The organism is Kitasatospora cinereorecta (genome assembly GCF_024172095.1).
Taxonomy (GTDB): Bacteria; Actinomycetota; Actinomycetes; order Streptomycetales; family Streptomycetaceae; genus Kitasatospora; species Kitasatospora cinereorecta.
Window position 1 is genome coordinate 351,676 of sequence record NZ_JAMZDX010000001.1, and the last position, 22,855, is coordinate 374,530.

Here is a 22,855-nt window from a genome sequence, read left to right on the forward strand (position 1 = left end):
GAATCATCAGTTGGGGAAGCCCAATGCGGGCGGGCGGTGCGAACTACCCTGCTGGGAAACGGACGAGACGGGACGGCGGACGGGACGGGGTGGCGGATGCGGCTCGGCGGGGTGGGCAAGCGGTACGGGCGGCATGCGCCGTGGATCCTGCGCGAGGTGGATCTGACGGTCGAGCCGGCCGACCTGGTCCGGATCGAGGGGCCGAACGGCAGCGGCAAGTCGACCCTGCTCAGGCTGGTGGCGGGGATCGAGCGACCGGACACCGGCCGGGTGGAGGTCGCGGGCCGTACGGCGTACGTCCCCGAGCGCTTCCCGCCCGCGCTGCCCTTCGACGCCCGCGGCTACCTGCACCACCTGGGCCGGATCCACGGGCTGACGGCCGGTGAGGCGCGCCGCCGGGCCGGGTACTGGCTGGACCGCTTCGGCATCGCGGACCGGGCCGGCACCCCGATCGGGCGGCTCTCCAAGGGCACCTGTCAGAAGGTCGCGGTCGCCCAGGCGCTGCTGGCCGAGGCGGACGTGCTGCTGCTGGACGAGGCGTGGACCGGACTCGACCGGGCCGCCCGCACCCTGCTGGACGAGGCCGTGGTGGAGCGGACCGCGGCCGGTGGCCGGGTGCTCTTCGTCGACCACGACCCCCACCGGCTGGCCGGGCTGACCACCGCCGGGTACGCGGTCGCGGACGGCCGGCTGCACGCCGTCGAGCCGCCGGAAGCCGGCGCCGGTCCCGGGCCGGAGCCGGCGGTCGCGGTGGAGGCGGTGGGCCCGTTGCCGCCCCGGCTGCCCGGCGCCCCGGTCCGCATCCCGCTCGGCGACGGCGCCACCCGGCTGGAGGTCGCCGCCCGCCACTCGGACGCCCTGCTGCGCCGCCTTCTCACCTCCACCCCGCCGGTGCACATCCGGGCGGTACGGGCCGTCGACGAGCCACCCGGGCCGGCCGGGACCGGCGAGCCGCCCGTCCCGGTGGCGGCGGTCGACGGCGGCCTGGGGGAGGTCCGATGAGGGTGCTGGTGCGCTACCACCTGGAGCTGCTGGTGCGCTCGCAGCGCTGGCTGCCGCCGTTCCTGGCGTACGTGCTGCTGATGGTGATCGGTCTGAGCGGCGGGGAGGAGGCGCTGGGGGCGTTCGGCTGGTCGGGGGCGGTGCTGCTGCCGGTCACCGCGTGGCTGGTGCGGTGCGCGGTGACGGCGGAGCCGGCCGCCTCGCGGGCCTGCCTGACGGCGGCGGCCGGGGCGGTGCGGGTGCACCTGGCGGCGCTGTTCGCCGCGCTGCTGGCGGGCGGGGCGCTGGCGCTGGCCGGGCTGGCGGTGGTGGGGCTGGTGGCGGGCGGGTCGAAGGCGGACCCGGCGTCCACCGCGCTGGCCGGGGTGCTGGCGTCGGCGGTGTGCGTGCTGCTGGGCGCGGCGGTGGGGGCGCTGTTCAACCGGCCGGTGCTGCTCAGCGCGCAGTACGGCATTCCGCTCAGCCTGGCCGCCGCCACGCTGGTGCTGGTCACTCCGGGCGCGCCGCCGAACGTGGTGGTCCGGGCGCTGATCACCGCCTCCCGCGGCCGGGGCCTGGAGCTGCCGGCGCTGCTGGCGGCCGTGCCCGTGGCGGCGGTGGTCGCCGGACTTGCCCTGGCGGCGGCCGCACTGCTCGCCGGCCGCCGCCAGGAGTGACCGGCCGCCCTCGGGCGGGTCCGGAGCGGGACCCGCCGGGCGCGCGATGTCGGGGCACCTTCCCTCCTCGCCCGCCGCTGGGCGGGAGGGGCCCCGGTCGCGATGTCACCGGTCACCTGCGGTCCCCGGCGCTCGGCCGGGCGGTGCTCCCGTCCACGCGGCGCGGCGCGGACGGGAGGTGGTCGTGTGAACTCCTCAATGCAGTCGAGGGACTGCGCGGGATCATGCCGTACGGCGGTGACCCGTGAGAAGGGGTGAGAACTTACGGTTTCCTGTGAGTCCGGCAGGAAAATCTTCGGTGACCGACGCGATCGGCAGGACATCAGCCGTCGAACCCTTGAATATCGGACACACCGGACCCAAGAGCCATAAATATGGCAAATCCCTGGCTAGGGTGCGGGGAGACCCGCCCACGCCCGACGAGTCGGAAGGACCCCGCCGTGAGCAACCTGTTCGCGATCGCCTACCCGGATGTCGCCACCGCGCAGAAGGTGCGCGACGAGCTGATCGGCCTGCAGAAGCAGCGGCTGATCGAGCTGGAGGACATCGTCGTGGTCGAACGCCGCGCCGAGGACGGCAGGATCAAGCTGCACCAGGCGGTCTCCACCACCGGCGCCGGCGCCGCCTCGGGCGCGCTCTGGGGCGGGGTGATCGGGCTGCTGTTCTTCATGCCGTTCCTGGGCGCGGCGATCGGCGGCGCGACCGGGGCCGCGGTGGGCGCCGCCACCGACGTCGGCGTGGACGACGCCTTCATGCGCCGGGTCGGGCAGCAGCTGGAGCCGGGCCGCGCCGCGGTCTTCGCGCTGGTCCGCAGGGCGACCGAGGACAAGGTGGTGCCGGTGGTGGCCCGGTTCGGCGGGGAGCTGATCCAGACCTCGCTCAGCCACGAGGAGGAGGAGCACCTCAAGGAGATCGCCCGGGCCGCCCAGCCGGCCGGCGTCTGACCGAGCGCCACCTCCGTGGCCTCTCCTTCGGCGACCGTCCGGGCGGGCTCGCCCGCCCGGCGGCCGGTGAGGACCCGCCGCACCACCGAACTGGCCCTGGTCGTCGCGGCCGTGCTGATCGCGGTCTTCGGCTACATCGAGGTCGGGGTGAACATCGACGGCCGCGTCCCCTCGGACGCGGCCTCCTACGGTGCCGCGCTCGGCGTGCTGGCCCTGGTCGCGCACGGCGTGGTCCGCTGGCGCGCGGCGTACGCGGACCCGCTGCTGCTGCCGATCGCGGTGCTGCTCAACGGCATCGGGCTGGTCGTCATCTACCGTCTGGACCGGGCCACCCCGGGCAGCGAGGCGGCCCCCACCCAACTGCTCTGGTCCACCCTCGGGATGGGCCTGTTCATCGCGGTCGTGCTGCTGCTGCGCGACCACCGGATCCTCCAGCGGTACGCCTACGTCGGCGCGCTGGCCGCGCTGGTGCTGCTGGTCCTGCCGATCGCCTTCCCGCCGGTCTACGGTTCGCGGATCTGGATCAAGCTCGGCCCGCTCTCCTTTCAGCCCGGCGAGCTGGCCAAGATCCTGCTGGCGATCTTCTTCGCCGCCTACCTCGCCGTCCACCGGGACGCGCTGGCCCTGACCGGCCGCCGGGTCTGGCGGATCCGGCTGCCGCTCGGCCGGGTGCTCGGGCCGGTCCTGCTGATCTGGGCCGCCTTCGTCGGCGTCCTGGTCCTGGAGACCGACCTCGGCACCTCGCTGCTGCTCTTCGGGCTCTTCGTGGTGATGCTGTACGTGGCCACCGCGCGCAGTGGCTGGATCGCCATCGGGCTGTTCCTGGCCGCGATCGCCGCCGTGGGCGTCGGCTGGCTCTCCCCGCACGTGCACAGCCGGGTCACCGACTGGCTGGACCCGCTCGGCTCGATCGCCGCCGGCCAGGGGGCCAACCAGATCGCGCAGTCGCTGTTCGCCTTCGCCTGGGGCGGGATGCTCGGCGCGGGCCTGGGCCTCGGCCACTCCGTCCTGATCGGCTTCGCGGCCAAGTCGGACTTCATCCTGGCCACCGTCGGCGAGGAGCTCGGCCTGGTCGGCCTGGTGGCGGTCCTGCTGCTGTACGCGGTGCTGGTCTCCCGGGGCTTCAAGACCGGGATCGCGCTGCGCGACCCGTTCGGCCGGCTGCTGGCGATCGGGCTGGCCGCGATCGTCGCGCTGCAGGTCTTCGTGGTGGCCGGCGGGGTGCTCGCGCTGATCCCGCTGACCGGCATGGCGCTGCCCTTCATCGCCCAGGGCGGCTCGTCGGTGGTGACCAACTGGATCATCGTGGCGCTGCTGGTGCGGATGAGCGACACCGCCCGCCGCCCGGCCCCCGAACCCGAACCCGAGTCGGCGTCCGGTCCGGAGCCCGGCCCGATGCCGGAGGGCGGCCGGTGAGGTTCCGCCGCCGCGCCGCCGACAGCTCCGCCGAGCGCCCCGCCGGCGGCCCGCAGGGTCTGCCCGGCATCTCCACCACCGGCCGCCGGGCCGCCACCTTCTGCCTGGTGCTGATCGTGGCGCTGGCCGCCCAGGCCACCCGGGTGCAGGTCTTCCGCAAGAAGGAGCTGGACCACAACACGGCCAACCAGCGGCTCACCATCCAGCGCTACGACCAGCCGCGCGGCGAGATCCTGGTGGAAGGCAGCCCGGTCACCGGTTCGGTGGAGACCGGCGGGCGGTACGACTGGAAGCGCACCTACACCGACGGCCCGCAGTACGCGGCGGTCACCGGGTACTCCTCGCAGACCTACGGCAACACCCAGCTGGAGGGCGTCTACGACGATTTGCTCTCCGGCACCGACCACCGGCTGGCGAGCTGGGCGCTGTGGGACGCGGTCGCCCGCCGGCAGCAGCCCGGCGGCAACGTGTACACCACCATCGACAAGGCCGCCCAGCAGGCCGCGCTGAAGGGCCTGGGCAGGCAGAAGGGCGCGGTGGTCGCGATCGAGCCGGCCACCGGGCGGATCCTCGCGCTGGCGTCCACGCCGTCCTACGACCCGGGCTCGTTCGCCGGCTCGACCGCGGCCGACCAGCAGGCCTGGGACCGGCTGCAGGCCGACACCGACCAGCCGATGCTGAACCGGGCGCTGCGTCAGATCTACCCGCCCGGCTCCACCTTCAAGGTGGTCACCGCGGCCGCCGCGCTGGCCGACGGCGTGGTCACCGACGTGGACGCGCCGACCGGCGCCCCGTACCCGTACGTCATGCCGGGGACGACCACCACGCTGAACAACGACACCCCGGCCTGCAACGAGCCCAACCAGTCGCTGACGCAGGCGATGACGGCCTCCTGCAACAGCGTCATGGGCTACCTGGGCGTGCAGGTCGGGCTGAAGGGGATGGTGGCGATGGCGGAGAACTTCGGCTTCAACGACGCGAAGCTGGACATCCCGGTCCGGGCCGCCCGCTCCAACTTCGACACGCAGATGAACCAGTCGCAGCTGGCGCTCTCCTCGATCGGCCAGTTCGACACCGCGGCCACCCCGCTGGTGATGGCCATGGTCGCGGCCGGGGTCGCCGACAACGGCACCGTGATGTATCCACAGCTTGTGGACAAGCTGACCCGCAGCGACGGCACCGACGTCCAGGTGATGGAGCCGGTCCGCTACAAGCAGGCGGTCAGCCCCGCGGTCGCCGCGCAGGTGCAGCAGTTGATGGTCGACGTGGTGCAGAACGGGACCGGGCGGAACGCCCGGATCGCCGGTGCCACGGTCGGCGGCAAGACCGGCACCGCCCAGCACGGGGTGGACAACAGCGGGGTGCCGTACGCCTGGTTCATCTCCTGGGCCCGGCCCGAGGGGTCCTCCGCGGTCCCGCCGGTCGCGGTCGCTGTGGTGGTCGCCGACAGCAGCGCCACCGACGTCACCGGCGGCGGGCTGGCCGCCCCGATCGCCAAGTCGGTGATGCAGGCGGTCCTCAACAGGTGATCGGGGGCGGAGCGGGGACCCGACCCGGGTGTGACGCGAATCACCTGACACCCCGCCCCGCGCCCCGTGACTTGTGAGACGGAATGTCAGGAAGCTCCACACAAGAACCACGCCGAGTCCCGGGACAGGGCGCACTCCCCCCGCCTACCCTTCCTGCCATGGCGAGCACCCGTCCCCAGCTCCGGGAAGACCAGGCGACCTGCGCCGTGCACGGACCACCCGGACGCCCGGGATCCGGCGGCGTACCCCGCCAGCGCGGGGACAGCGGCGGCGCCGCGGCCGCCCGCTGGGCCGCCAATCCCCTGGTGCAGGCACTCGGCTGCCTGGTCGCGGCCGGCTGGGCGGAGGCCTTCCCGCTCGTCTCCGACCTGCGCAACCAGGTGTTCTGGGGCACCGTCGCCGCCCCCGCCTACCTGCTCGCCGGGATCTTCTGCCTCACCCTGCCGAGCCGGATCGCCCCCCGGGCGGCGGCCCTCACCGCCGCCCTCGGCGCGGTGCTGGTCCCGCTGGTGGTGCTCGCCCTGGAGGGCAGGCACCAGTCCGAGGTGATGGTGGTCGAGCGCTCGGCCCGGCTGCTGCTGGACACCGGCAGCCCGTACCTGCCGGACCCGGCCGTGGTCACCGACTACAACCCGTACCTGCCGGCGATGGCGCTCTTCGGGCTGCCGCGCGCCGCGATCGGCGACGACGGGCCGCTCGCCCAGGTGCTGGGCGACGCCCGGATCTGGTTCGCGCTCGCCTTCCTGGCCTGCCTGCTGGCCGGCTGGCGGCTGCTGCGCCCGAGCCTGGAGCGGGCTCCGATACTGCCGCTCACCGTGCTCACCGCCTCCCCGCTGATCGCCCTCGCGCTGGTGGTCGGCGGCGTCGACCTGCCGCTGATCGGCGTCTGCTGCCTCGCCATGGCCCTCTCGGTGCGCGGCCGGACGGTCGGCGCCGGGCTGGTGCTCGCCCTCGCCTGCACGCTCAAGTGGACGGCCTGGCCGGCGCTGCCGGTGGCACTGCTGATGATCTGGCGGCTGTACGGGCGCGGCCGGGCCGTGCGGACCGGGCTGATCGCGGTCTCGGTCAGCCTGGGGGTGATCCTCCCGGTCGCCGTCGGCCACGTCCGCCAACTGCGCGAGCAGGTGGTCCGCTTTCCGCTCGGCATGGGCGCCGTGCACACCCCGGCCGGCAGCCCGCTGCCCGGCAAGGTGCTGGCCGGCCTCGGCCCGACCGGGCACACCGTCTCGCTGACCCTGCTCTGCCTCGGCGCCCTCGCCGTCGCGCTCTGGCTGCTCGCCCACCCGCCGACCTCGGCGATCGCCGCCTGCGACCTGCTAGCCGTCGGGCTCACGGTCGCCTTCACCTTCGCCCCGGCCGGCCGCTTCGGCTACCTCGCGCTGCCCGCCGTCCTGGTGCTCTGGCCGCGCCTGGCCAGCCACAGTTGGACCTGGCGGCAGCCGGAGGTCCGGGCGCTGGCGCTGCAGGCCTGAGCGCCCCCGGTGGGCGAGGATGGTCCCCGACGGCACGAGCGCGGGGAGCGGATGGCATGGGCGGGACCGGACGGCGGCGATTTCTCGGTCTAGCGGTGGGCGCGGCGGCGGGCCTGAGCGCCTGCGGGACGCCCAAGGCCGCCCCGCACCCCGGTCCGACCCCCGCCGCCGGCGGACCCGCCGCGGCGAGCCCCGCGCCGAGCGCCACCGCGGCCGAGAACGCCCGTCCCGGCAACGCCGACTGGCCGGTCACCAACGCCGGCCCGGCCGCCGCCGTCGAGGGGTTCGCCGACCGGGTCAGCGTGCTGCCCGGCGAGCCGTTCGGCCTGTACGTCTCCACCACCGCCCCCGGCTTCCGGATCTCCGCTTACCGGATGGGCTGGTACGGCGGTGCCCGCGCCCGGCTGGTCTGGCAGTCCGACCGGCTGCCCGGCACCCGGCAGAAGGCGTTCACCGTGGACTCCGGCACCCGGATGGTCCGTACCGGCTGGTCCCGCACCACCACCGTCGACACCTTGGGCTGGCCCGAGGGCAGCTACCTGCTCCGGCTGGACGCCGACGGCGGAGCCGGCCAGCGCTTCGTGCCGGTCACCGTCCGGTCGCACTCCACCGCCGGGCGGACCGTGGTGGTCAACGCCGTCGCCACCTGGCAGGCGTACAACGAGTGGGGCGGCTACAACCTCTACAACGGGCCGAGCGGCGGCCTGCCGACCCGCTCGCTCCAGGTCACCTTCGACCGGCCCTACCAGTACGACGACGGCGCCGGGCTGTTCCTGGTCTACGAGGCCCCGCTGATCGCGCTGGCCGAGCGCCTGGGCATCCCGCTGGCGTACACCACCGGCGTGGACGTGGCCGCCGACCCGCAGAGCCTGAAGGGCGCCACCGCGGTGCTCTCGCTCGGGCACGACGAGTACTGGTCGCCCGAGCAGCGGGCCGCGGTCACCGCCGCCCGCGACGCCGGGACCAATCTGGCGGTCCTCGGCGCCAACTGCTGCTTCCGCCGGGTCCGGTTCGAGTCGAGCGAGCTCGGCCCGGGCCGGGTGGTGGTCTGCTACAAGGGCGCCTGGCAGGAGGACCCCGGCTACAAGGCCGGCAAGCCCGCCACCACCGACTTCCGCGCCGCGCCCGGCGCCGACCCGGAGAGCTCGCTGCTCGGGGTGATCTACGACGGCTACCCGGTGGACGCGCCCTACGTGGTCACCGAGCCGGACCACTGGCTGTACGCGGGCACCGGGGCGAAGGCGGGCGACAGCTTCCCGCACCTGGTCGGCGTGGAGTACGACCGGGTGAACACCGGCTTCCCCACGCCCCGGCCGATCGAGATCGTCTCGCACTCGCCGGTGGTCTGCGAGGGGCGCCACAGCTGGGCCGACACCGCCTACTGGTCGGCGCCCGGCGGCGCCGGGGTGTTCGCCACCGGCACCATGCGCTGGGTGGAGTCGCTCGGCGACCGGCCCGGCCACGGCATCGACGGCCGGGCCGGCGACTTCACCCGGAAGGTCACCGAGAACCTCCTGCGGGCCTTCGCCGCCGGCCCCTGCGGGAAGGCCCACCCGGCCGCCGACAACGTGGCGGCGGTGTACGGCAAGGGCTGAGCCCGGCGGATCAGCCGCTGTTGCCGATCTTCAGCAGCTTGGCCGCGGCCGGACCGGCCGCGTCGGCGCCGTGGCCGCCGCCCTCGACCTCGGCGGCCACCGCCAGGTTGCCGCGGAACGCGGTGAACCAGCTGTTGGTGGCCTTGCCGGGGGCGACCTCGGCGGTGCCGGTCTTGGCGCCGGCGTCGGCGGTGATGCCGGCCATCACGTCCTTGGCGGTGCCGACCTTGGCGGTCTGGTTCATCAGGTTGCGCAGGTTCTGCAGCACGTCGGGGGAGAGCGTCCGGGCGGCCTTCACCTGGTCGGAGCCGGGCACCAGGATCGGCTGGCGGAAGACGCCGCTCTGCACGGTGGCCGCGACCGAGGCCATGCCCAGCGGGTTGGTCTGCACCTTGCCCTGGCCGATGAACTCGGTGGCCGCCCCGGCCATGCTGCCCTCGGTCGGGATCTTGGTGTCGAAGTTGGACAGGCCGGTGTGCCACTCCAGGCCCAGGCCGAACACGTCCTTGGCGATCTTCGGCAGCGAGTCCGCCTTCAGCGACTTGCTGCCCTGCTCGATGAAGGCGGTGTTGCAGGACTGGGTGAAGTCGTCGGTGAAGGTGTTGTTCGGCCGGGCGTCGTCGAAGTCGTTCTTCACCGCCAGGCCGGTGACCATGGTCGACGACGGGCAGGCCACCGGCGTGGACGGCGTGATCCCCGCCTCCAGCAGCGCGGCCGAGGTGACCACCTTCATGGTCGAGCCGGGCGCGGTGGCACCGGAGAAGGCCCGGTTCTGCCCGGTGGCCGGGGCGTTGGCGAAGGCCAGGATGTTACCGGTGCTGGGCTCGACGGCGACGATCGAGGCGGCGTGCGTACCGCCCTTGGACTGCTCCTGGACGGCGGCCTCGGCGGCCTGCTGCAGCGTCGCGTCCAGGGTCAGCTTCAGCGAGGGGACCGGCTTGGGGTCCTTCACCGTGAACAGCTTCTCCGGCGCGCCCGAGCCGGAGTCCGGGGTGATCACCACACCGGCGCCGGCGTCCTGCGGCGAGCCCTGCGGCGCGGAGGTCTTGAACCGCTCCAGCAACTGGGCGACCGACGGGAAGGCGGCCAGCGACTTGCCGTTGCGGTCGGTGACCGCGGCCGGGGTCGCGAAGACCGGCTTGACCGCGATGGTCTCGCCCGGCCCCAGATGCGGGTGGATCACGGACGGCGTCCAGTGCACGGCGGGCTTGCCGTCGCTCATCTTCACCACACCGAGCACGCCGTCGTAGTTCCACGGCGTACCGGTGTCGGCGAACTCCAGGCTGGCCTTGAACGACAGCGGCACCCCGGCCGGCGCCGCCGGGCTCGCCGAGGCGGCGGCGGAGGCGGCCGCGGACGGGGCGGCGGAGGCCGCGGCACTCGTCGAGGGCGCGGCGGAGGCGGACGGGAAGGCCGTCGGACCGCCCGGGGTGAGGTGCACCGCGCTCGGCTTCACCTTGTCCTGGAACGCGGTGAGCGCGGTGCTCGCCTGGTCGGGCGCGTCGGTCAGCGCCGCGGCGCCCGCCACGTCGCCCTTGGCCCAGGCCTCCAGGAACGCCTTGGCGCCCGCTGCGGCCTGCTCGGCGGTGGGCGGCTCGGCGACCACGGTCCGCGGCTTGGCCTTGGCCGAGTCGGAGGACCCGTCGCCGATCGCGGTGGCGACGTTGTACGCCCCGTAGCCGCCGACGGCCACCACGACAGTGGCCGCGGCGGCGATGCCGATCTTGGCGCCCTTGTTCACGTGCAGTCCCCCCATGGGTCGGTCTGCCGACGGTTCGGTCCCGACACCGTACCCCCCGGTGTCAGATCCAGCTGGTGAACCACATCCGGGCCCGCCAGTCGTCCATCGGAATCGTCTCTCCCGTATACAGCGGGTGGAAGTACAGAAAGTTCCACATGACCGCGAGAATCAGCAGGCCGGCGCCGGCCGCGCCGAGGGTCCGCCGGTCCCGCGAGGCGGTGGCCGGGCCGATCATCGCCCCGATCATCATGGTCACCGCCAGCACCAGGAACGGCACGAAGGCGACCGCGTAGAACAGGAAGATGGTCCGCTGCTGGTAGCCGAACCAGGGCAGGTAGCCGGCCGCCAGGCCGCACAGGATCGCCCCGGCCCGCCAGTCGCGCCGCATCAGCCAGCGGTACAGGCAGTACGCCAGCGCCACGATGCCCGCCCACCACAGCAGCGGGGTGCCGATCCCCAGCACCTCGCGGGCGCACTCCGGCACCTGGCAGCCGGCCTGGCCGTTCTTCGGCGACTCGTAGAAGAACGACACCGGACGGCCCAGCAGCAGCCAGCTCCACGGGTTGGACTGGTAGGTGTGCGGGCTGGTCAGGTGGGTGTGGAAGTCGTACATGGTGGCGTGGTAGTGCCACAGGCTGCGCAGCCAGTCCGGGCCGAAGCCGCCGGGGTGGGAGGCCGCCCAGTCCCGGTAGTAGCCGCCCTTGCCGGGCGCGGTCGAGCTGAGGATCCAGCCGGTCCAGGAGGCCAGGTAGACGCCGATGGTGAGCACGCCCATCACCGCGCCGGCGAACAGCGCGTCCCACAGGCCCCACAGGAACCAGTTGGAGCTGCCCGCGAGCTTGCGTGCCGAGGCGTCCCAGGCGGCTGTCAGCACGACGAACGCGATCAGCGCGTACAGGCCGCTCCACTTGGTCGCGGTCATCAGGCCCAGCGACACCGCCGCGGCCAGCCGGTACGGGCGCCAGCCGAGGAACAGCCAGTCCCCGCCCGGGGTGGTCTTCAGCCGCTCGGCCAGCAGCGCCCGGCTGTGGTCGCGGTCGAGCAGCAGGAAGCCGAACGCGGCGACGAACCAGAACATCACCACCAGGTCCAGCAGCGCCGCCCGGCTCATCACGAAGTGCAGGCCGTCCACCGCCAGCAGCAGACCGGCCACGCAGCCCAGCAGGGTCGAGCGGAACAGCCGGCGGCCGATCCGGGCGATCATCAGCACCGACAGGGTGCCGAGCACCGCCGTCATGAACCGCCAGCCGAAAGGATTCATCCCGTACAGGTGCTCGCCGAACCCGATGATCCACTTTCCGACCGGGGGATGGACGATGTACGCCGGGTCGGTCCGGAACGGGATGCTCGGGTTGGGCGCGGTGATCAGCGAGTTGGCGTCGTCCGGCCAGCTGGTCTCGTAGCCGCCGTGCCAGAGCGCGTACGCGTCCTTGGCGTAGTACGTCTCGTCGAAGATCAGCGCGTTCGGGTTGCCCAGGTTCGCGAAGCGCAGCACCCCGGCGAACACCGCCACCAGCACCGGGCCGATCCAGCCCGCCCAGCGGCACAGGAACGACCACAGCGGGTCGGGCAGCGCGAAGCCCAGCCGCAGCAGCAGCGGCGAGGGCCCCACCCGGTCGGGCGTCACGCCCGGGCCGTCCGGCATCGGCGGCACCAGCCGCTCGGCGTCCACCGGACGGCGCGGCGCGCGGTAGCCGTAGCCGGCCAGCGCCCGGGCCCAGCGCGAGGGCTCGGCCGCCGGCGGGGCGGCCGGAGCGGCCACCGCCTCCACGGGCGCGTCCAGCACCGTCACGCCACCCTGCTCGGGGTGGTCCGTACCACGGTCCATGCTTTCCAGGTCGCCGGTCACGCGCCACATCGTAGGGGTGCCCCCTGAGAGCCGTCACCGGAGACGGGCACCGGACGGGTTGCGAGAGGATATGGGCGTGACTGGAGTTCTCGTTCTCGCAGGTACCCCCATCGGTGACGTCCAGGACGCGCCCCCGCGCCTGCTCACCGAGCTGGCCGCCGCCGACCTCATCGCCGCCGAGGACACCCGGCGGCTGCGCCGGCTCACCCAGGCGCTCGGGGTGACCCCGGCCGGGCGGATCGTCTCCTACTTCGAGGGCAACGAGGTCGCCCGCACCCCCGAGCTGGTCGAGGCGCTGCTCGGCGGCGCCCGGGTGCTGCTGGTGACCGACGCCGGCATGCCCTCGGTCTCCGACCCCGGCTACCGGCTGGTGGACGCCGCGGTGGCCAGCGACATCAAGGTCACCGCCGTGCCCGGGCCGTCCGCGGTGCTCACCGCGCTCGCCCTCTCCGCCCTCCCGGTCGACCGCTTCACCTTCGAGGGCTTCCTGCCCCGCAAGGCCGGCGACCGGGCCCGCCAGCTGGCGCAGATCGCCGACGAGCCGCGCACCATGGTCTTCTTCGAGGCCCCGCACCGGATCGCCGAGACCCTCGCCGCGATGGCGGACGCCTTCGGCTCCGACCGGCCCGCCGCGGTCTGCCGCGAGCTGACCAAGACCTACGAGGAGGTCAAGCGCGGCCCGATCGGCGACCTGGCCGCCTGGGCCGCGGACGGCGTCAAGGGCGAGATCACCGTGGTGGTGGCCGGCGCGCCGCCGGCCGCCCCGCAGCAGCTCACCCCCGAGGAGCTGGCCCGCCGGGTCGCCGTCCGCGAGGAGGCGGGGGAGCGCCGCAAGGAGGCGATCGCCGCCGTCGCGGTCGAGCTGGGCCTGCCCAAGCGCGAGGTGTTCGACGCCGTGGTGGCGGCCAAGAACAGCGGGTGACCAGGCGTGCTCCTACGGCGGCGCGCGCGTACGTTGGAGGGAGCACTCCGCGAACCCCCGGCCCGGGAAGCCCTCCGACAGCGACTTCCTCCAGGTCTCACCAATTCGGGCCCAAGACTTGGCAAGCCGGGTAGCGGTCGGGGTGTCCCGGGCATTCCCTGGGATGGAAAGACCCGAGCCGGACGGACGTCCGGCGGGCACTGGGAGTTGGCTATGAGCGACGCGATCGGTAGCCCTCTGAGTGGTGGCAGCGCGCCGAGCGGCCTGGGTGTCACCACCCGGGCGCGCACCCAGGTCGAGACCGTCCGGGAGGCGTACTCCTTCGTCTGCCTGAGCTGCGCATACGGCTGGGAGCAGGCGTACGACATCGAACACCACAAGGCCCGCGACGGGCAGATCGTGTTCGAGTACAAGGCGAACGGCGTCCGGGTGCCGTCCCCGCTCCGCGAACCGACCTGCCCCGGGTGCGGCGGCCACAAGGTGAGGATCATGCGCGAGGGCCGGGTGGCCACCGCGCCGAGCGCCATCGCACCCGGCTACGCGCCGCACGCCGAGCCCGCCGACCCGGTGCCGGCCGCACCGCCCGCCGTCCCGGCCGGGCAGCGCCGCCGCTGGTTCGGCTTCCTCGGACACCGGGCCGACTGACCCGGCCGGGTTCCCGCGCAGGAACCACCCGGGCCGTTTAAGCGGTCGAGGGTGGTTCCTTGGCGCGACTAAGATTCGGTCGTATGGCGGCCACTGAAGACCACAGCACCACCGAGGCGCAGAGCCCGGCTTACTACGTCACCACTCCGATCTACTACGTGAACGACCGCCCCCACCTGGGCCACGCGTACACGACGGTCGCCGGCGACGTCCTCACCCGCTGGCACCGCCAGCGCGGCGAGAAGGTCTGGTACCTCACCGGTACCGACGAGCACGGGCAGAAGATCATGCGCACGGCGGAGGCCAACGGCGTCACGCCGCAGGAGTGGTGCGACAAGCTGGTCGAAGAGGCCTGGAAGCCGCTCTGGCAGCACCTGGACATCGCCAACGACGACTTCATCCGGACCACCCAGAAGCGGCACACCGACCGCGTCCAGGAGTTCGTCCAGGACCTGCACGACAAGGGCGAGATCTACAAGGGCGGCTACGAGGGCCCGTACTGCGTCGGCTGCGAGGAGTACAAGCTCCCCGGCGAGCTGCTCCCCGGCGCGACCGAGGACGAGAAGCTCTGCCCGGTGCACAAGCGCCCGGTCGAGTGGCTGGAGGAGGAGAACTACTTCTTCCGCCTCTCCGCGTACGGCACCCGGCTGCTGGAGCACTACGCCGCCAACCCGGACTTCATCCAGCCCGCCTCCGCCCGCAACGAGGTGCTGCGCTTCGTCGAGCAGGACCTGAAGGACCTCTCGATCTCCCGCTCCACCTTCAACTGGGGCGTCCCGCTGCCCTGGGACGAGAAGCACGTGCTCTACGTGTGGGTGGACGCGCTGCAGAACTACATCACCGCCGCCGGCTACGGCTCCGACCCGGAGCGCTTCGCCGAGCTGTGGCCCGCCTCGGTGCACCTGGTCGGCAAGGACATCCTGCGCTTCCACGCGGTCATCTGGCCGGCCATGCTGATGGCCGCGGGCCTGCCGCTGCCCAAGCGGGTCGTCGCCAACGGCTGGCTGATGGTCGGCGGCGAGAAGATGTCCAAGTCCAACCTGACCGGCATCGCGCCCACCGACCTGACCTCGCACTTCGGCGTGGACGCCTACCGCTACTACTTCCTGCGGGCGATCCCGTTCGGCACCGACGGCTCGTTCTCCTGGGAGGACTTCACCGCCCGGTACACCTCCGAGCTGGCCAACGACTTCGGCAACCTCGCCTCGCGCGTCGCTGCCATGGTCGGCAAGTACTACGAGGGCTCGCTGCCGGCCGCCACCGCCGCCGGTGACGCCGAGCAGGCCGTGGTGGACGGGCTGAAGAAGGCTGTCGAGGAGGCCGACCGCAAGATCGGCGAGGAGCTGGACTTCGCCGGCGGCATCGCGGCGATCTTCGAGTTCATCAAGCTGGTCAACGGCTACCTCAGCGAGCAGGAGCCGTGGAAGGTCGCCAAGGACACTTCGCCCGAGGGCCAGGCCCGCCTGGCCACCATCCTCTACACCTCCGCCGAGGCCCTGCGGGCCAGCGCCGTACTGCTCAACCCGCTGATGCCGGCCACCGCCGAGAAGCTGTGGGTCTCGCTCGGCGCCGAGGAGTCGCTCGGCGCGCTCGCCGCCCAGACCATCGCCACCGTCGCCGACTGGGGCCGCCTCCCGGCGGGCGCCACGGTGACCAAGGGCGACATCCTGTTCCCCCGCCTGGAAGAGAAGCCCTCCGCCTGATGGCCAAGGACGACCGCTCGACGCCGCCGCCACTGCCGGAACCCCTGGCCGTGGCGGTGGCGGACAGCCACACCCACCTGGACATGCAGTCCGGCACCCCCGCCGAGGGCCTCGCCAGGGCCGCCTCGGTCGGGGTCACCACCGTGGTCCAGGTGGGCTGCGACGTGCCCGGCTCGCGCTGGGCCGCCGCGCTGGCCGAGGAGTTCGAGCAGGTCCACGCGGCCGTCGCGCTGCACCCCAACGAGGCGCCCCGGATCTTCCTCGGCGACCCCGACGGGTGGTCCGGGCAGCACCGGGCGCCCGGCGGCGCGGCCGCCCTCGACGCCGCCCTCGCCGAGATCGACGCGCTGGCCGCCCTGCCCCAGGTCCTCGCCGTCGGCGAGACCGGCCTGGACTACTTCCGGACCGGCCCCGAGGGCGTGGACATCCAGAAGGAGTCCTTCCGCCGCCACATCGAGATCGCCAAGCGGCACGGCAAGGCCCTGGTCATCCACGACCGGGACGCCCACGACGACGTCATCGCCGTCCTGCTGGAGGAGGGCGCGCCCGAGCGCACCGTCTTCCACTGCTACTCCGGCGACGCCGCGATGGCCAAGACCTGCGCCGAGCACGGTTGGTACCTCTCCTTCGCCGGCCCGGTCACCTACAAGGCCAACCACGTCCTGCGCGAGGCCCTGTCCGCGACCCCGCTCGACCGGATCCTGGTCGAGACCGACGCGCCCTTCCTCACCCCGCACCCCTTCCGCGGCCGTCCCAACGCGCCCTACCTGATCCCGGTCACCGTCCGCGCCATGGCCGCCCACCTGGACCTCCCCGAGAACGAGCTGGCCACCGCCATCGCCGCGAACACCGCCCGCGCCTTCGGCTACTGACCGCCACCGGCCGCCGCCGACCGCACGGACGCCGCACCGGCAGGCCGTCGAACTCCGACGATCGCGCGCGCCCGTATCCTTGGCCCGTGAGCAGCACCGAACCCACCACCCCCGACAGCCACCTGCTGGGCGCCGCCGACATCCGCGAGCTGGCGGCCGCGTTCGGCGTGAAGCCGACCAAGCAGCGCGGGCAGAACTTCGTCATCGACGGCAACACCGTGCGCCGGATCGTCCGGGCCGGCGGGGTGACGGCCGAGGACGCGGTGGTGGAGGTCGGGCCGGGGCTGGGGTCGCTGACCCTGGCGCTGCTGGAGGTCGCGCGGCACGTCACGGCGGTGGAGATCGACCCGCTGCTGGCCCGGCACCTGCCGACCACGGTGGCGAGCCGGATGCCGGAGAAGGCGGACGCCTTCGACCTGGTGCTCAGCGATGCCATGGAGGTCACCGAGCTGCCCGGCCCGGCGCCGACCGCGCTGGTCGCCAACCTGCCGTACAACGTGGCCGTCCCGGTGCTGCTGCACATGCTGGAGACCTTCCCCAGCATCGAGCGCACCCTGGTGATGGTGCAGAGCGAGGTCGCCGACCGGCTCGCCGCCAAGCCCGGCAACAAGGTGTACGGCGTGCCGTCGGTCAAGGCCAACTGGTACGCCGAGGTGAAGCGGGCCGGCGCGATCGGCCGCAACGTCTTCTGGCCCGCGCCGAACGTCGACTCCGGGCTGGTCTCGCTGATCCGCCGCGACCCGCCGAAGACCGCCGCCAGCCGGCGGGAGGTGTTCGCGGTGGTCGACGCCGCGTTCGCCCAGCGCCGCAAGACGCTGCGCGCCGCGCTCGCCGGGTGGGCCGGTTCGCCGGCCGCCGCCGAGGAGGCGTTGCACGCCGCCGGGATCGACCACAAGCTGCGGGGCGAGATGCTGACGGTGGAGCAGTTCGCCGCGATCGCCGAGCACAAGCCGAAGGCGGAGTAGATGGTCACGGTACGGGTTCCCGCGAAGGTCAACGTGCAGCTGGGGGTCGGCGGCCTGCGCGCCGACGGCTTCCACGACCTGGCCAACGTGTTCTTCGCCGTCGCCCTCTTCGACGAGGTGACGGCCACCCCCGCCGAGGGCGTCACGCTGAGCTGCGAGGGCCCGGACGCGGCCGTCGTCCCGCTGGACGACACCAACCTGGCCGCCCGCGCGGCCCGCCTGCTCGCCGCGCACCACGGCCTCGCCGAGCCCGGTGTCCACCTGCACATCGCCAAGGCCATCCCGGTGGCCGGCGGCATGGCCGGCGGCAGCGCGGACGGCGCGGCGGCCCTGCTGGCCTGCGACGCGCTGTGGGGGCTCGGCACCCCCCTGGAGACGCTGCTGGAGCTGGCCGCGGAGCTCGGCTCGGACGTGCCGTTCGCGCTGCTCGGCGGGGTCGCGCTGGGCCGCGGTCGGGGCGAGATCCTGGAGTCGCTGCCGGTCCGGGGCACCTTCCACTGGGTGTTCGCGGTGGCCGACGGCGGACTGTCCACGCCGGCCGTGTTCCGCGAGTGCGACCGGCTGCGCGACGAGGCCGGTACCGGCTTCACCGAGGCGGACGTCCCGACCCCCGACGCCGACGCGGCCCTGCTCGCCGCCCTCGCCGACGGCGACCCGGTGGCCCTGGCCGGCGCGCTGGCCAACGACCTCCAGGCCGCCGCGCTGTCGCTGCGGCCCTCGCTCGCCGACACCCTGCGGGCCGGCACCGAGGCCGGGGCGCTGGCGGCGCTGGTCTCCGGCTCCGGTCCGACCTGTGCCTTCCTGGTCAAGGACGCCGAGGCCGCGGCCGCCGTGGCGGCGGCGCTGCGCGCCTCCGGCACCTGCCGCGCCGCCCACCCCACGTACGGCCCGGTGCCCGGGGCAGCGGTCCGGACCTGAGAGGTGCCCGGGCAGACGTATTGACCGGTGCCCGGCAGCTGGCCACTAGGCTGGGGAGATCGGGCACGCACGTGGCCCGGGGTGTCCAGTCAGGGAGCGCAGCAGCAGTGGCCGTCAACCTCGCCACCATCGAGTCCGTCAGCAAGGTCTACGGCACCAGGGCTCTGCTGGACGGGGTCAGCCTCGGCGTCAGCGAGGGGGATCGGATCGGTGTCGTGGGCCGCAACGGCGACGGCAAGACCACGCTGATCCGGATTCTGGCGAAGCTGGAGGAGCCGGACAGCGGCCGGGTGACCTGGTCGGGCGGCCTGCAGATGGCGGTGCTGACCCAGCACGACTCGCTGGACCCGAAGGCCACCATCCGGCACGAGGTGATCGCCGACCGGGCCGACCACGAGTGGCTGGGCGACGCGCGGATCCGCGACATCATCCAGGGCCTGTTCGGCGGCCTGGACCTGCCGGGCTTCGCCGACGGCCTCGACACCGTCATCGGCCCGCTCTCCGGCGGCGAGCGCCGCCGGATCGCGCTGGCCAAGCTGCTGCTCGGCGAGCACGACCTGATCGTCCTCGACGAGCCCACCAACCACCTCGACGTCGAGGGCATCGCCTGGCTCGCCCAGCACCTGCAGAACCGCCGCTCCGCGCTGGTCTGCGTCACCCACGACCGCTGGTTCCTGGACCAGGTCTGCACCCGGATGTGGGACGTCCAGCGCGGCGAGGTCCGCGAGTACGAGGGCGGCTACTCCGACTACGTCTTCGCCCGCGCCGAGCGCTCCCGCATCGAGGTGGTGGAGGAGCAGAAGCGGCAGAACCTGGCCCGCAAGGAGCTGGCCTGGCTGCGCCGCGGCGCGCCCGCCCGTACGTCCAAGCCGCGCTACCGGATCGAGGCCGCCAACGCCCTGATCGCGGACGTGCCGGAGCCGCGCGACAAGAGCGAGCTGATGAAGTTCGCCAATGCCCGGCTCGGCCGGACCGTCTTCGACCTGGAGGACGTGACCGTCAAGGCCGGCGAGAAGCTGCTGCTGGAGCGGCTCACCTGGCAGCTCGGCCCCGGCGACCGGCTCGGCCTGCTGGGCGTCAACGGCGCCGGCAAGACCTCGCTGCTGCGCGCCATGCAGGCCGCGTACGCGACCGAGGGCGACGTGCAGCCGGCCGGTGGTGTGGTCAAGGTCGGCAAGACGGTCCGCCTGGCGTACCTCTCGCAGGAGATCGCCGAGCTGGACCCGGCCACCCGGGTGCTGCAGGCGGTGGAGCAGATCCGCGGCCGGGTCGACCTGGGCAAGGGCCGGGAGATGAGTGCCGGTCAGCTGTGCGAGCAGTTCGGCTTCGGCAAGGACAAGCAGTGGACGCCGGTCGGCGACCTGTCCGGTGGCGAGCGCCGCCGCCTCCAGCTGCTGCGCCTGCTGATGGACGAGCCGAACGTGCTGTTCCTCGACGAGCCGACCAACGACCTCGACATCGAGACCCTCAACCAGCTGGAGGACCTGCTCGACGGCTGGCCCGGCTCGATGATCGTGATCAGCCACGACCGCTTCTTCATCGAGCGCACCACGGACACCGTCTTCGCGCTGCTCGGCGACAAGCGGCTGCGGATGCTGCCGAACGGCGTCGACGAGTACCTGCAGCGCCGTACCGCGATGGCCGAGGCGGCGGCCGCGGTCGCCGCGCCCGCGGCGGTGGCCGGGGACGCGTCGGCCAAGTCGGCCGGGGACATCCGGGCGGCCAAGAAGGAGATGCAGAAGCTGGAGCGTCAGATCGCCAAGCTGGACCAGCAGGAGTCCAAGCTGCACACCCAACTCGCCGAGCACGCCGCCGACTTCTCCAAGGTCGCGGAGCTGGACGCCCAGCTGCGCAAGGTCCGGGAGGAGAAGGAGGAGCTGGAGATGGCCTGGCTGGAGCTGGCCGAGGAGGTCTGAGCCGGGGAATCCCAGGCGGTCCGGGCCGGGGCGGGCGACGGCCGGCGCCCCGGCCAGCTGCCCCCCGGACGGGCCGTCAGCGACGGTGGCGGAAGCGGCGGTAGGTCTCCCCGCCGGAGGCCAGGACCAGCGCGCAGCCCGTCACCGCCCAGGCGATCGAGCCGCCCTGGCGGAACTGGCCGACACCGAGGTCGAGCATCAGCAGGCTGAGCCCGAGGCAGACGACGGCGACGACCCTGTCGAACACGCCGTTCTCGTCGAACAGGTCCCTCATGTCCGCCCCTTCCGTGCCCGGGAGCCGTCACCATACCGCCGCCGCCGACCCGGCGCACCACCCCGGCGGGCATCGGTCCGTACGCTCCCGAATCACCCGTGTGCCTGCTGTCCTCGCAGGTCAGCGGGGGGCGATCGTGTCCCCATGACATCTGACACCCCGCCCGGGGCCGACCCGGCGCCGGGCCTGCACCGGGTCGCCGCGGCCGCCCTCACCGGGACCGCCATCGAGTTCTACGACTTCTTCATCTACGGCACCGCGGCCGCCCTGGTCTTCCCGGCCGTCTTCTTCCCCGACCTCGGCGCCGCCGGGGCGCTGCTGGCCGCCTTCTCGGTCTACGCGGTGGCCTTCCTGGCCCGCCCGCTGGGCGCCGTGCTGTTCGGTCACTTCGGCGACCGGCTGGGCCGCAAGGCCACGCTGGTGGTGTCGTTGCTGCTGATGGGGCTGTCCACGGCGGCGGTCGGCCTGCTGCCCGGGTACGGCCGGTGGGGGCTGTGGGCGCCCGCCGCGCTGACCGTGCTGCGCTTCTGTCAGGGGCTCGGACTCGGCGGCGAGTGGGGCGGGGCGGCGCTGCTGCTGGCCGAGCACGCCCCGGCCCGGCGCCGCGGACGGTACGGCGGGTTCCTCCAACTCGGGCCCTGCATCGGCTTCTTCCTCGCCACCGGGGCGTTCCTGGTGCTGGCCGGGGCGCTCAGCGAGCAGGCCTTCCTGGGCTGGGGCTGGCGGCTGCCCTTCCTCGGCTCGTTCGCCCTGGTCGCGGTCGGGCTGTTCGTCCGGCTGCGGGTCGCCGAGACGCCGCTCTTCCTCGCCGCCGGGGAGCGGGCCGACCGCGCCCGGGTGCCGGTCGCCGAGGTGCTGCGCCGGCACGCCCCCGCGGTGCTGCTGGGCGCCGGCGCGATCGTCCTCGGGTACGGGCTGTTCTACCTCACCACCACCTACGCACTGGCGTACGCCACCGGGGAGTTGGGGTACGCCCGCACCCTGGTGCTGGAACTGCTGATGGCCGGCGCGGTCGCCAAGGCCGCCGCCGTCTGGCTGACCGCCGGCGCCGCCGACCGCTTCGGGCGGCGGCGGATGCTGCAACTGGCCACGGCGGCCGCCGCCGGGTGGTCGCTGCTGCTCTTCCCGCTGCTGGAGACCGGGCGGACGGCGTACGCGGCGGTGGCGCTGATCGGGGCGATGACGGTGCTCGGCGCGCTGCTCGGGCCGATCGCCGCGTACCTGCCGGAGCTGTTCCCGACCCGGATCCGGTACACCGGCGCCGCGCTCACCTACAACCTCGGCGGCGTGGTCGGTGGGGCCACCGCACCGCTGGTGGCGACCCGGCTCACCGCGACGTACGGCACCGCGCAGCCGGTGGGCTGGTACCTGGCCGGGCTGGGGGCGGTGTCGCTGCTCTGTCTGGTGGCTCTGCCCGAGACCCGGGGCGGTGATCTCGGCCTGCGGGGCGGGGCGGCACCGATTTCCCAAGGGGTGCGATGACCATGTAATGTCTTCCTCGTTGCGACGGACAGGGAAACCTTCCGAAGCCGGCCCCTATAGCTCAGTCGGTAGAGCGTCTCCATGGTAAGGAGAAGGTCTGCGGTTCGATTCCGCATGGGGGCTCAGCAAGATCGAGGCCTCCGCCCCTGTGGCGGGGGCCTTCGGCGTTTCCGGGGGGACGCCTGCGCCGGGTGGCGTCGCGGTCTGGCGGGACGGGTACCGAATGCGCTGTGATGGTGCGTCATCGACGTTCCGCGGGGTCGGATCCGGGGGTGGGGGCGTGAGCGCTCGGCTCGTGGTGGTCGACGACCACCGGCTGATGGCCGAGGCCCTGGGCACGGCGCTGCAGCAGCGCGGCCACCGCGTGCTCGCGGTCGGCGCCCCGTCGGCCGCCGTGGTGGAGCTGGTCGCGGGCCGGCGGCCGGAGGTGTGCCTGCTCGGGGTGGGACCGGCCGCCGAGCAGGATCCGTACGAGCCGCTGCGCCGGCTGCGCCGGGACCGGCCGGAGATCGCGGTGGTGGTGCTGGGCCCGCTCGGGTCGCCGGGCCGGGTGGCGGCGGCGTTCGCCGCCGGGGCGGCCGGGTACGTGCGCAGCGACGAGCGGATCGAGGTGGTGGACCGGGCGATCGCGCGGGTGCGGGCCGGTGAGGCGGCGGTGGCGGTGGAGGTGCTGCGCGGGGCGTTCGAGCAGCTGCTGTGGCCGTCGGCGGAGCCGGACGACGAGGCGCTGCGGCTGCTGCGGGTGCTGACCCGGCGCGAGGCGCAGGTGCTGGTGCGGATCGCCGAGGGCGAGGACACCGCGGCGATCGCGGCCGGGATGGCGATCGCCTCCAGTACCGCGCGCACCCATGTGCAGCGGGTCCTGATGAAGCTCGGGGCGCGCTCCCGGCTGGAGGCGGCGGCGGTGGCGGCCCGGACCGGGCTGCTGGACCGGCTGCGCTGACCGGGTGCGGC

Annotated in this window: 19 protein-coding genes and 1 tRNA gene; 17 read left to right on the top strand and 3 right to left on the bottom strand. The window is 73.6% G+C overall.

Annotated elements, in window-relative coordinates; genetic code table 11:
* Positions 1-96 precede the first annotated feature (96 nt).
* From FHR36_RS01700 to FHR36_RS01730, 7 genes are all read left to right on the top strand, one after another.
* Positions 97-1,002: an ABC transporter ATP-binding protein gene (locus FHR36_RS01700; RefSeq protein WP_253793101.1), complete on the top strand. Its 906-nt coding sequence runs from the start codon at positions 97-99 to the stop codon at positions 1,000-1,002.
* Positions 999-1,658 carry an ABC transporter gene (locus FHR36_RS01705; RefSeq protein WP_253793104.1) on the top strand — a complete coding sequence of 220 codons (660 nt, stop codon included), beginning with the start codon at positions 999-1,001 and terminating at the stop codon, positions 1,656-1,658. The genes FHR36_RS01700 and FHR36_RS01705 overlap by 4 nt, the downstream gene beginning before the upstream one ends.
* 440 nt (positions 1,659-2,098) lie before the next feature.
* A complete protein-coding gene (locus FHR36_RS01710; RefSeq protein WP_253793107.1) occupies positions 2,099-2,602 on the top strand; it encodes a DUF1269 domain-containing protein in 504 nt (167 codons plus the stop codon).
* Between the two features lie 15 nt (positions 2,603-2,617).
* On the top strand, positions 2,618-4,018 hold the full coding sequence (locus FHR36_RS01715) for an FtsW/RodA/SpoVE family cell cycle protein (protein WP_253793109.1): 1,401 nt from the start codon (positions 2,618-2,620) through the stop codon (positions 4,016-4,018).
* A 68-nt stretch (positions 4,019-4,086) separates the two neighbouring features.
* On the top strand, positions 4,087-5,547 hold the full coding sequence (locus FHR36_RS01720; protein ID WP_253794649.1) for a penicillin-binding transpeptidase domain-containing protein: 1,461 nt from the start codon (positions 4,087-4,089) through the stop codon (positions 5,545-5,547).
* Positions 5,548-5,705: 158 nt separating this feature from the next.
* Positions 5,706-7,019 carry a hypothetical protein gene (locus FHR36_RS01725; RefSeq protein WP_253793111.1) on the top strand — a complete coding sequence of 438 codons (1,314 nt, stop codon included), beginning with the start codon at positions 5,706-5,708 and terminating at the stop codon, positions 7,017-7,019.
* Between the two features lie 56 nt (positions 7,020-7,075).
* The gene (locus FHR36_RS01730; RefSeq protein ID WP_253793113.1) at positions 7,076-8,614 is read left to right on the top strand and encodes a N,N-dimethylformamidase beta subunit family domain-containing protein; all 1,539 of its coding nucleotides are present in this window, start codon (positions 7,076-7,078) and stop codon (positions 8,612-8,614) included.
* 10 nt (positions 8,615-8,624) lie between these two features.
* On the opposite strand, the gene FHR36_RS01735 is transcribed toward FHR36_RS01730, so the two are convergent.
* Complete coding sequence (locus FHR36_RS01735; protein ID WP_253793115.1) at positions 8,625-10,370, bottom strand: penicillin-binding transpeptidase domain-containing protein; 1,746 nt, start codon at positions 10,368-10,370, stop codon at positions 8,625-8,627.
* 46 nt (positions 10,371-10,416) lie between these two features.
* On the bottom strand, positions 10,417-12,183 hold the full coding sequence (locus FHR36_RS01740; protein WP_253794650.1) for a dolichyl-phosphate-mannose--protein mannosyltransferase: 1,767 nt from the start codon (positions 12,181-12,183) through the stop codon (positions 10,417-10,419).
* A gap of 97 nt (positions 12,184-12,280) precedes the next feature.
* On the opposite strand from FHR36_RS01740, the gene rsmI reads away from it, so the two are divergent.
* From rsmI to FHR36_RS01775, 7 genes are all read left to right on the top strand, one after another.
* Positions 12,281-13,126, top strand: a complete 846-nt coding sequence (rsmI, locus tag FHR36_RS01745) for a 16S rRNA (cytidine(1402)-2'-O)-methyltransferase (RefSeq protein ID WP_253793117.1) — start codon at positions 12,281-12,283, stop codon at positions 13,124-13,126.
* Between the two features lie 213 nt (positions 13,127-13,339).
* Entirely contained in the window at positions 13,340-13,771 is a 432-nt protein-coding gene (locus tag FHR36_RS01750; RefSeq protein ID WP_253793119.1) for a hypothetical protein, read from the top strand.
* A gap of 83 nt (positions 13,772-13,854) precedes the next feature.
* On the top strand, positions 13,855-15,474 hold the full coding sequence (metG, locus tag FHR36_RS01755) for a methionine--tRNA ligase (protein ID WP_253793121.1): 1,620 nt from the start codon (positions 13,855-13,857) through the stop codon (positions 15,472-15,474).
* On the top strand, positions 15,474-16,346 hold the full coding sequence (locus tag FHR36_RS01760; RefSeq protein ID WP_253793124.1) for a TatD family hydrolase: 873 nt from the start codon (positions 15,474-15,476) through the stop codon (positions 16,344-16,346). Before metG ends, FHR36_RS01760 begins: the two co-directional genes overlap by 1 nt.
* Before the next feature lie 86 nt (positions 16,347-16,432).
* Entirely contained in the window at positions 16,433-17,311 is an 879-nt protein-coding gene (gene rsmA / locus FHR36_RS01765) for a 16S rRNA (adenine(1518)-N(6)/adenine(1519)-N(6))-dimethyltransferase RsmA (RefSeq protein ID WP_253793127.1), read from the top strand.
* Positions 17,312-18,229: a 4-(cytidine 5'-diphospho)-2-C-methyl-D-erythritol kinase gene (locus FHR36_RS01770; RefSeq protein WP_253793129.1), complete on the top strand. Its 918-nt coding sequence runs from the start codon at positions 17,312-17,314 to the stop codon at positions 18,227-18,229.
* A gap of 107 nt (positions 18,230-18,336) precedes the next feature.
* Positions 18,337-20,145 (top strand): ABC-F family ATP-binding cassette domain-containing protein, encoded by a 1,809-nt coding sequence (locus FHR36_RS01775; RefSeq protein ID WP_253793131.1) that lies wholly within the window; start codon positions 18,337-18,339, stop codon positions 20,143-20,145.
* 76 nt (positions 20,146-20,221) lie between these two features.
* Here the strand turns inward: FHR36_RS01775 and FHR36_RS01780 are convergent, their stop codons facing one another.
* Positions 20,222-20,419 carry a hypothetical protein gene (locus tag FHR36_RS01780; RefSeq protein WP_253793133.1) on the bottom strand — a complete coding sequence of 66 codons (198 nt, stop codon included), beginning with the start codon at positions 20,417-20,419 and terminating at the stop codon, positions 20,222-20,224.
* Positions 20,420-20,563: 144 nt separating this feature from the next.
* Between FHR36_RS01780 and FHR36_RS01785 the strand changes: the two genes are divergently transcribed.
* From FHR36_RS01785 to FHR36_RS01795, 3 genes are all read left to right on the top strand, one after another.
* Entirely contained in the window at positions 20,564-21,901 is a 1,338-nt protein-coding gene (locus FHR36_RS01785) for an MFS transporter (RefSeq protein ID WP_253793136.1), read from the top strand.
* A 50-nt stretch (positions 21,902-21,951) separates the two neighbouring features.
* A tRNA-Thr gene (locus tag FHR36_RS01790) sits at positions 21,952-22,024 on the top strand.
* Between the two features lie 157 nt (positions 22,025-22,181).
* Entirely contained in the window at positions 22,182-22,844 is a 663-nt protein-coding gene (locus FHR36_RS01795) for a LuxR C-terminal-related transcriptional regulator (RefSeq protein ID WP_253793138.1), read from the top strand.
* The last annotated feature ends 11 nt before the right edge of the window (positions 22,845-22,855 follow it).

Excerpts from the sequence above, each read along its gene's own strand:
- FHR36_RS01700 (WP_253793101.1), top strand. The coding sequence starts at position 97 with ATGCGGCTCGGCGGGGTGGGCAAGCGGTACGGGCGGCATGCGCCGTGG.
- FHR36_RS01705 (WP_253793104.1), top strand. The coding sequence starts at position 999 with ATGAGGGTGCTGGTGCGCTACCACCTGGAGCTGCTGGTGCGCTCGCAG.
- FHR36_RS01725 (WP_253793111.1), top strand. The coding sequence starts at position 5,706 with ATGGCGAGCACCCGTCCCCAGCTCCGGGAAGACCAGGCGACCTGCGCC.
- FHR36_RS01730 (WP_253793113.1), top strand. The coding sequence starts at position 7,076 with ATGGGCGGGACCGGACGGCGGCGATTTCTCGGTCTAGCGGTGGGCGCG.
- FHR36_RS01735 (WP_253793115.1), bottom strand. The coding sequence starts at position 10,370 with ATGGGGGGACTGCACGTGAACAAGGGCGCCAAGATCGGCATCGCCGCC.
- FHR36_RS01740 (WP_253794650.1), bottom strand. The coding sequence starts at position 12,183 with ATGGACCGTGGTACGGACCACCCCGAGCAGGGTGGCGTGACGGTGCTG.
- FHR36_RS01750 (WP_253793119.1), top strand. The coding sequence starts at position 13,340 with ATGAGCGACGCGATCGGTAGCCCTCTGAGTGGTGGCAGCGCGCCGAGC.
- metG (WP_253793121.1), top strand. The coding sequence starts at position 13,855 with ATGGCGGCCACTGAAGACCACAGCACCACCGAGGCGCAGAGCCCGGCT.
- FHR36_RS01760 (WP_253793124.1), top strand. The coding sequence starts at position 15,474 with ATGGCCAAGGACGACCGCTCGACGCCGCCGCCACTGCCGGAACCCCTG.
- FHR36_RS01770 (WP_253793129.1), top strand. The coding sequence starts at position 17,312 with ATGGTCACGGTACGGGTTCCCGCGAAGGTCAACGTGCAGCTGGGGGTC.
- FHR36_RS01780 (WP_253793133.1), bottom strand. The coding sequence starts at position 20,419 with ATGAGGGACCTGTTCGACGAGAACGGCGTGTTCGACAGGGTCGTCGCC.
- FHR36_RS01785 (WP_253793136.1), top strand. The coding sequence starts at position 20,564 with ATGACATCTGACACCCCGCCCGGGGCCGACCCGGCGCCGGGCCTGCAC.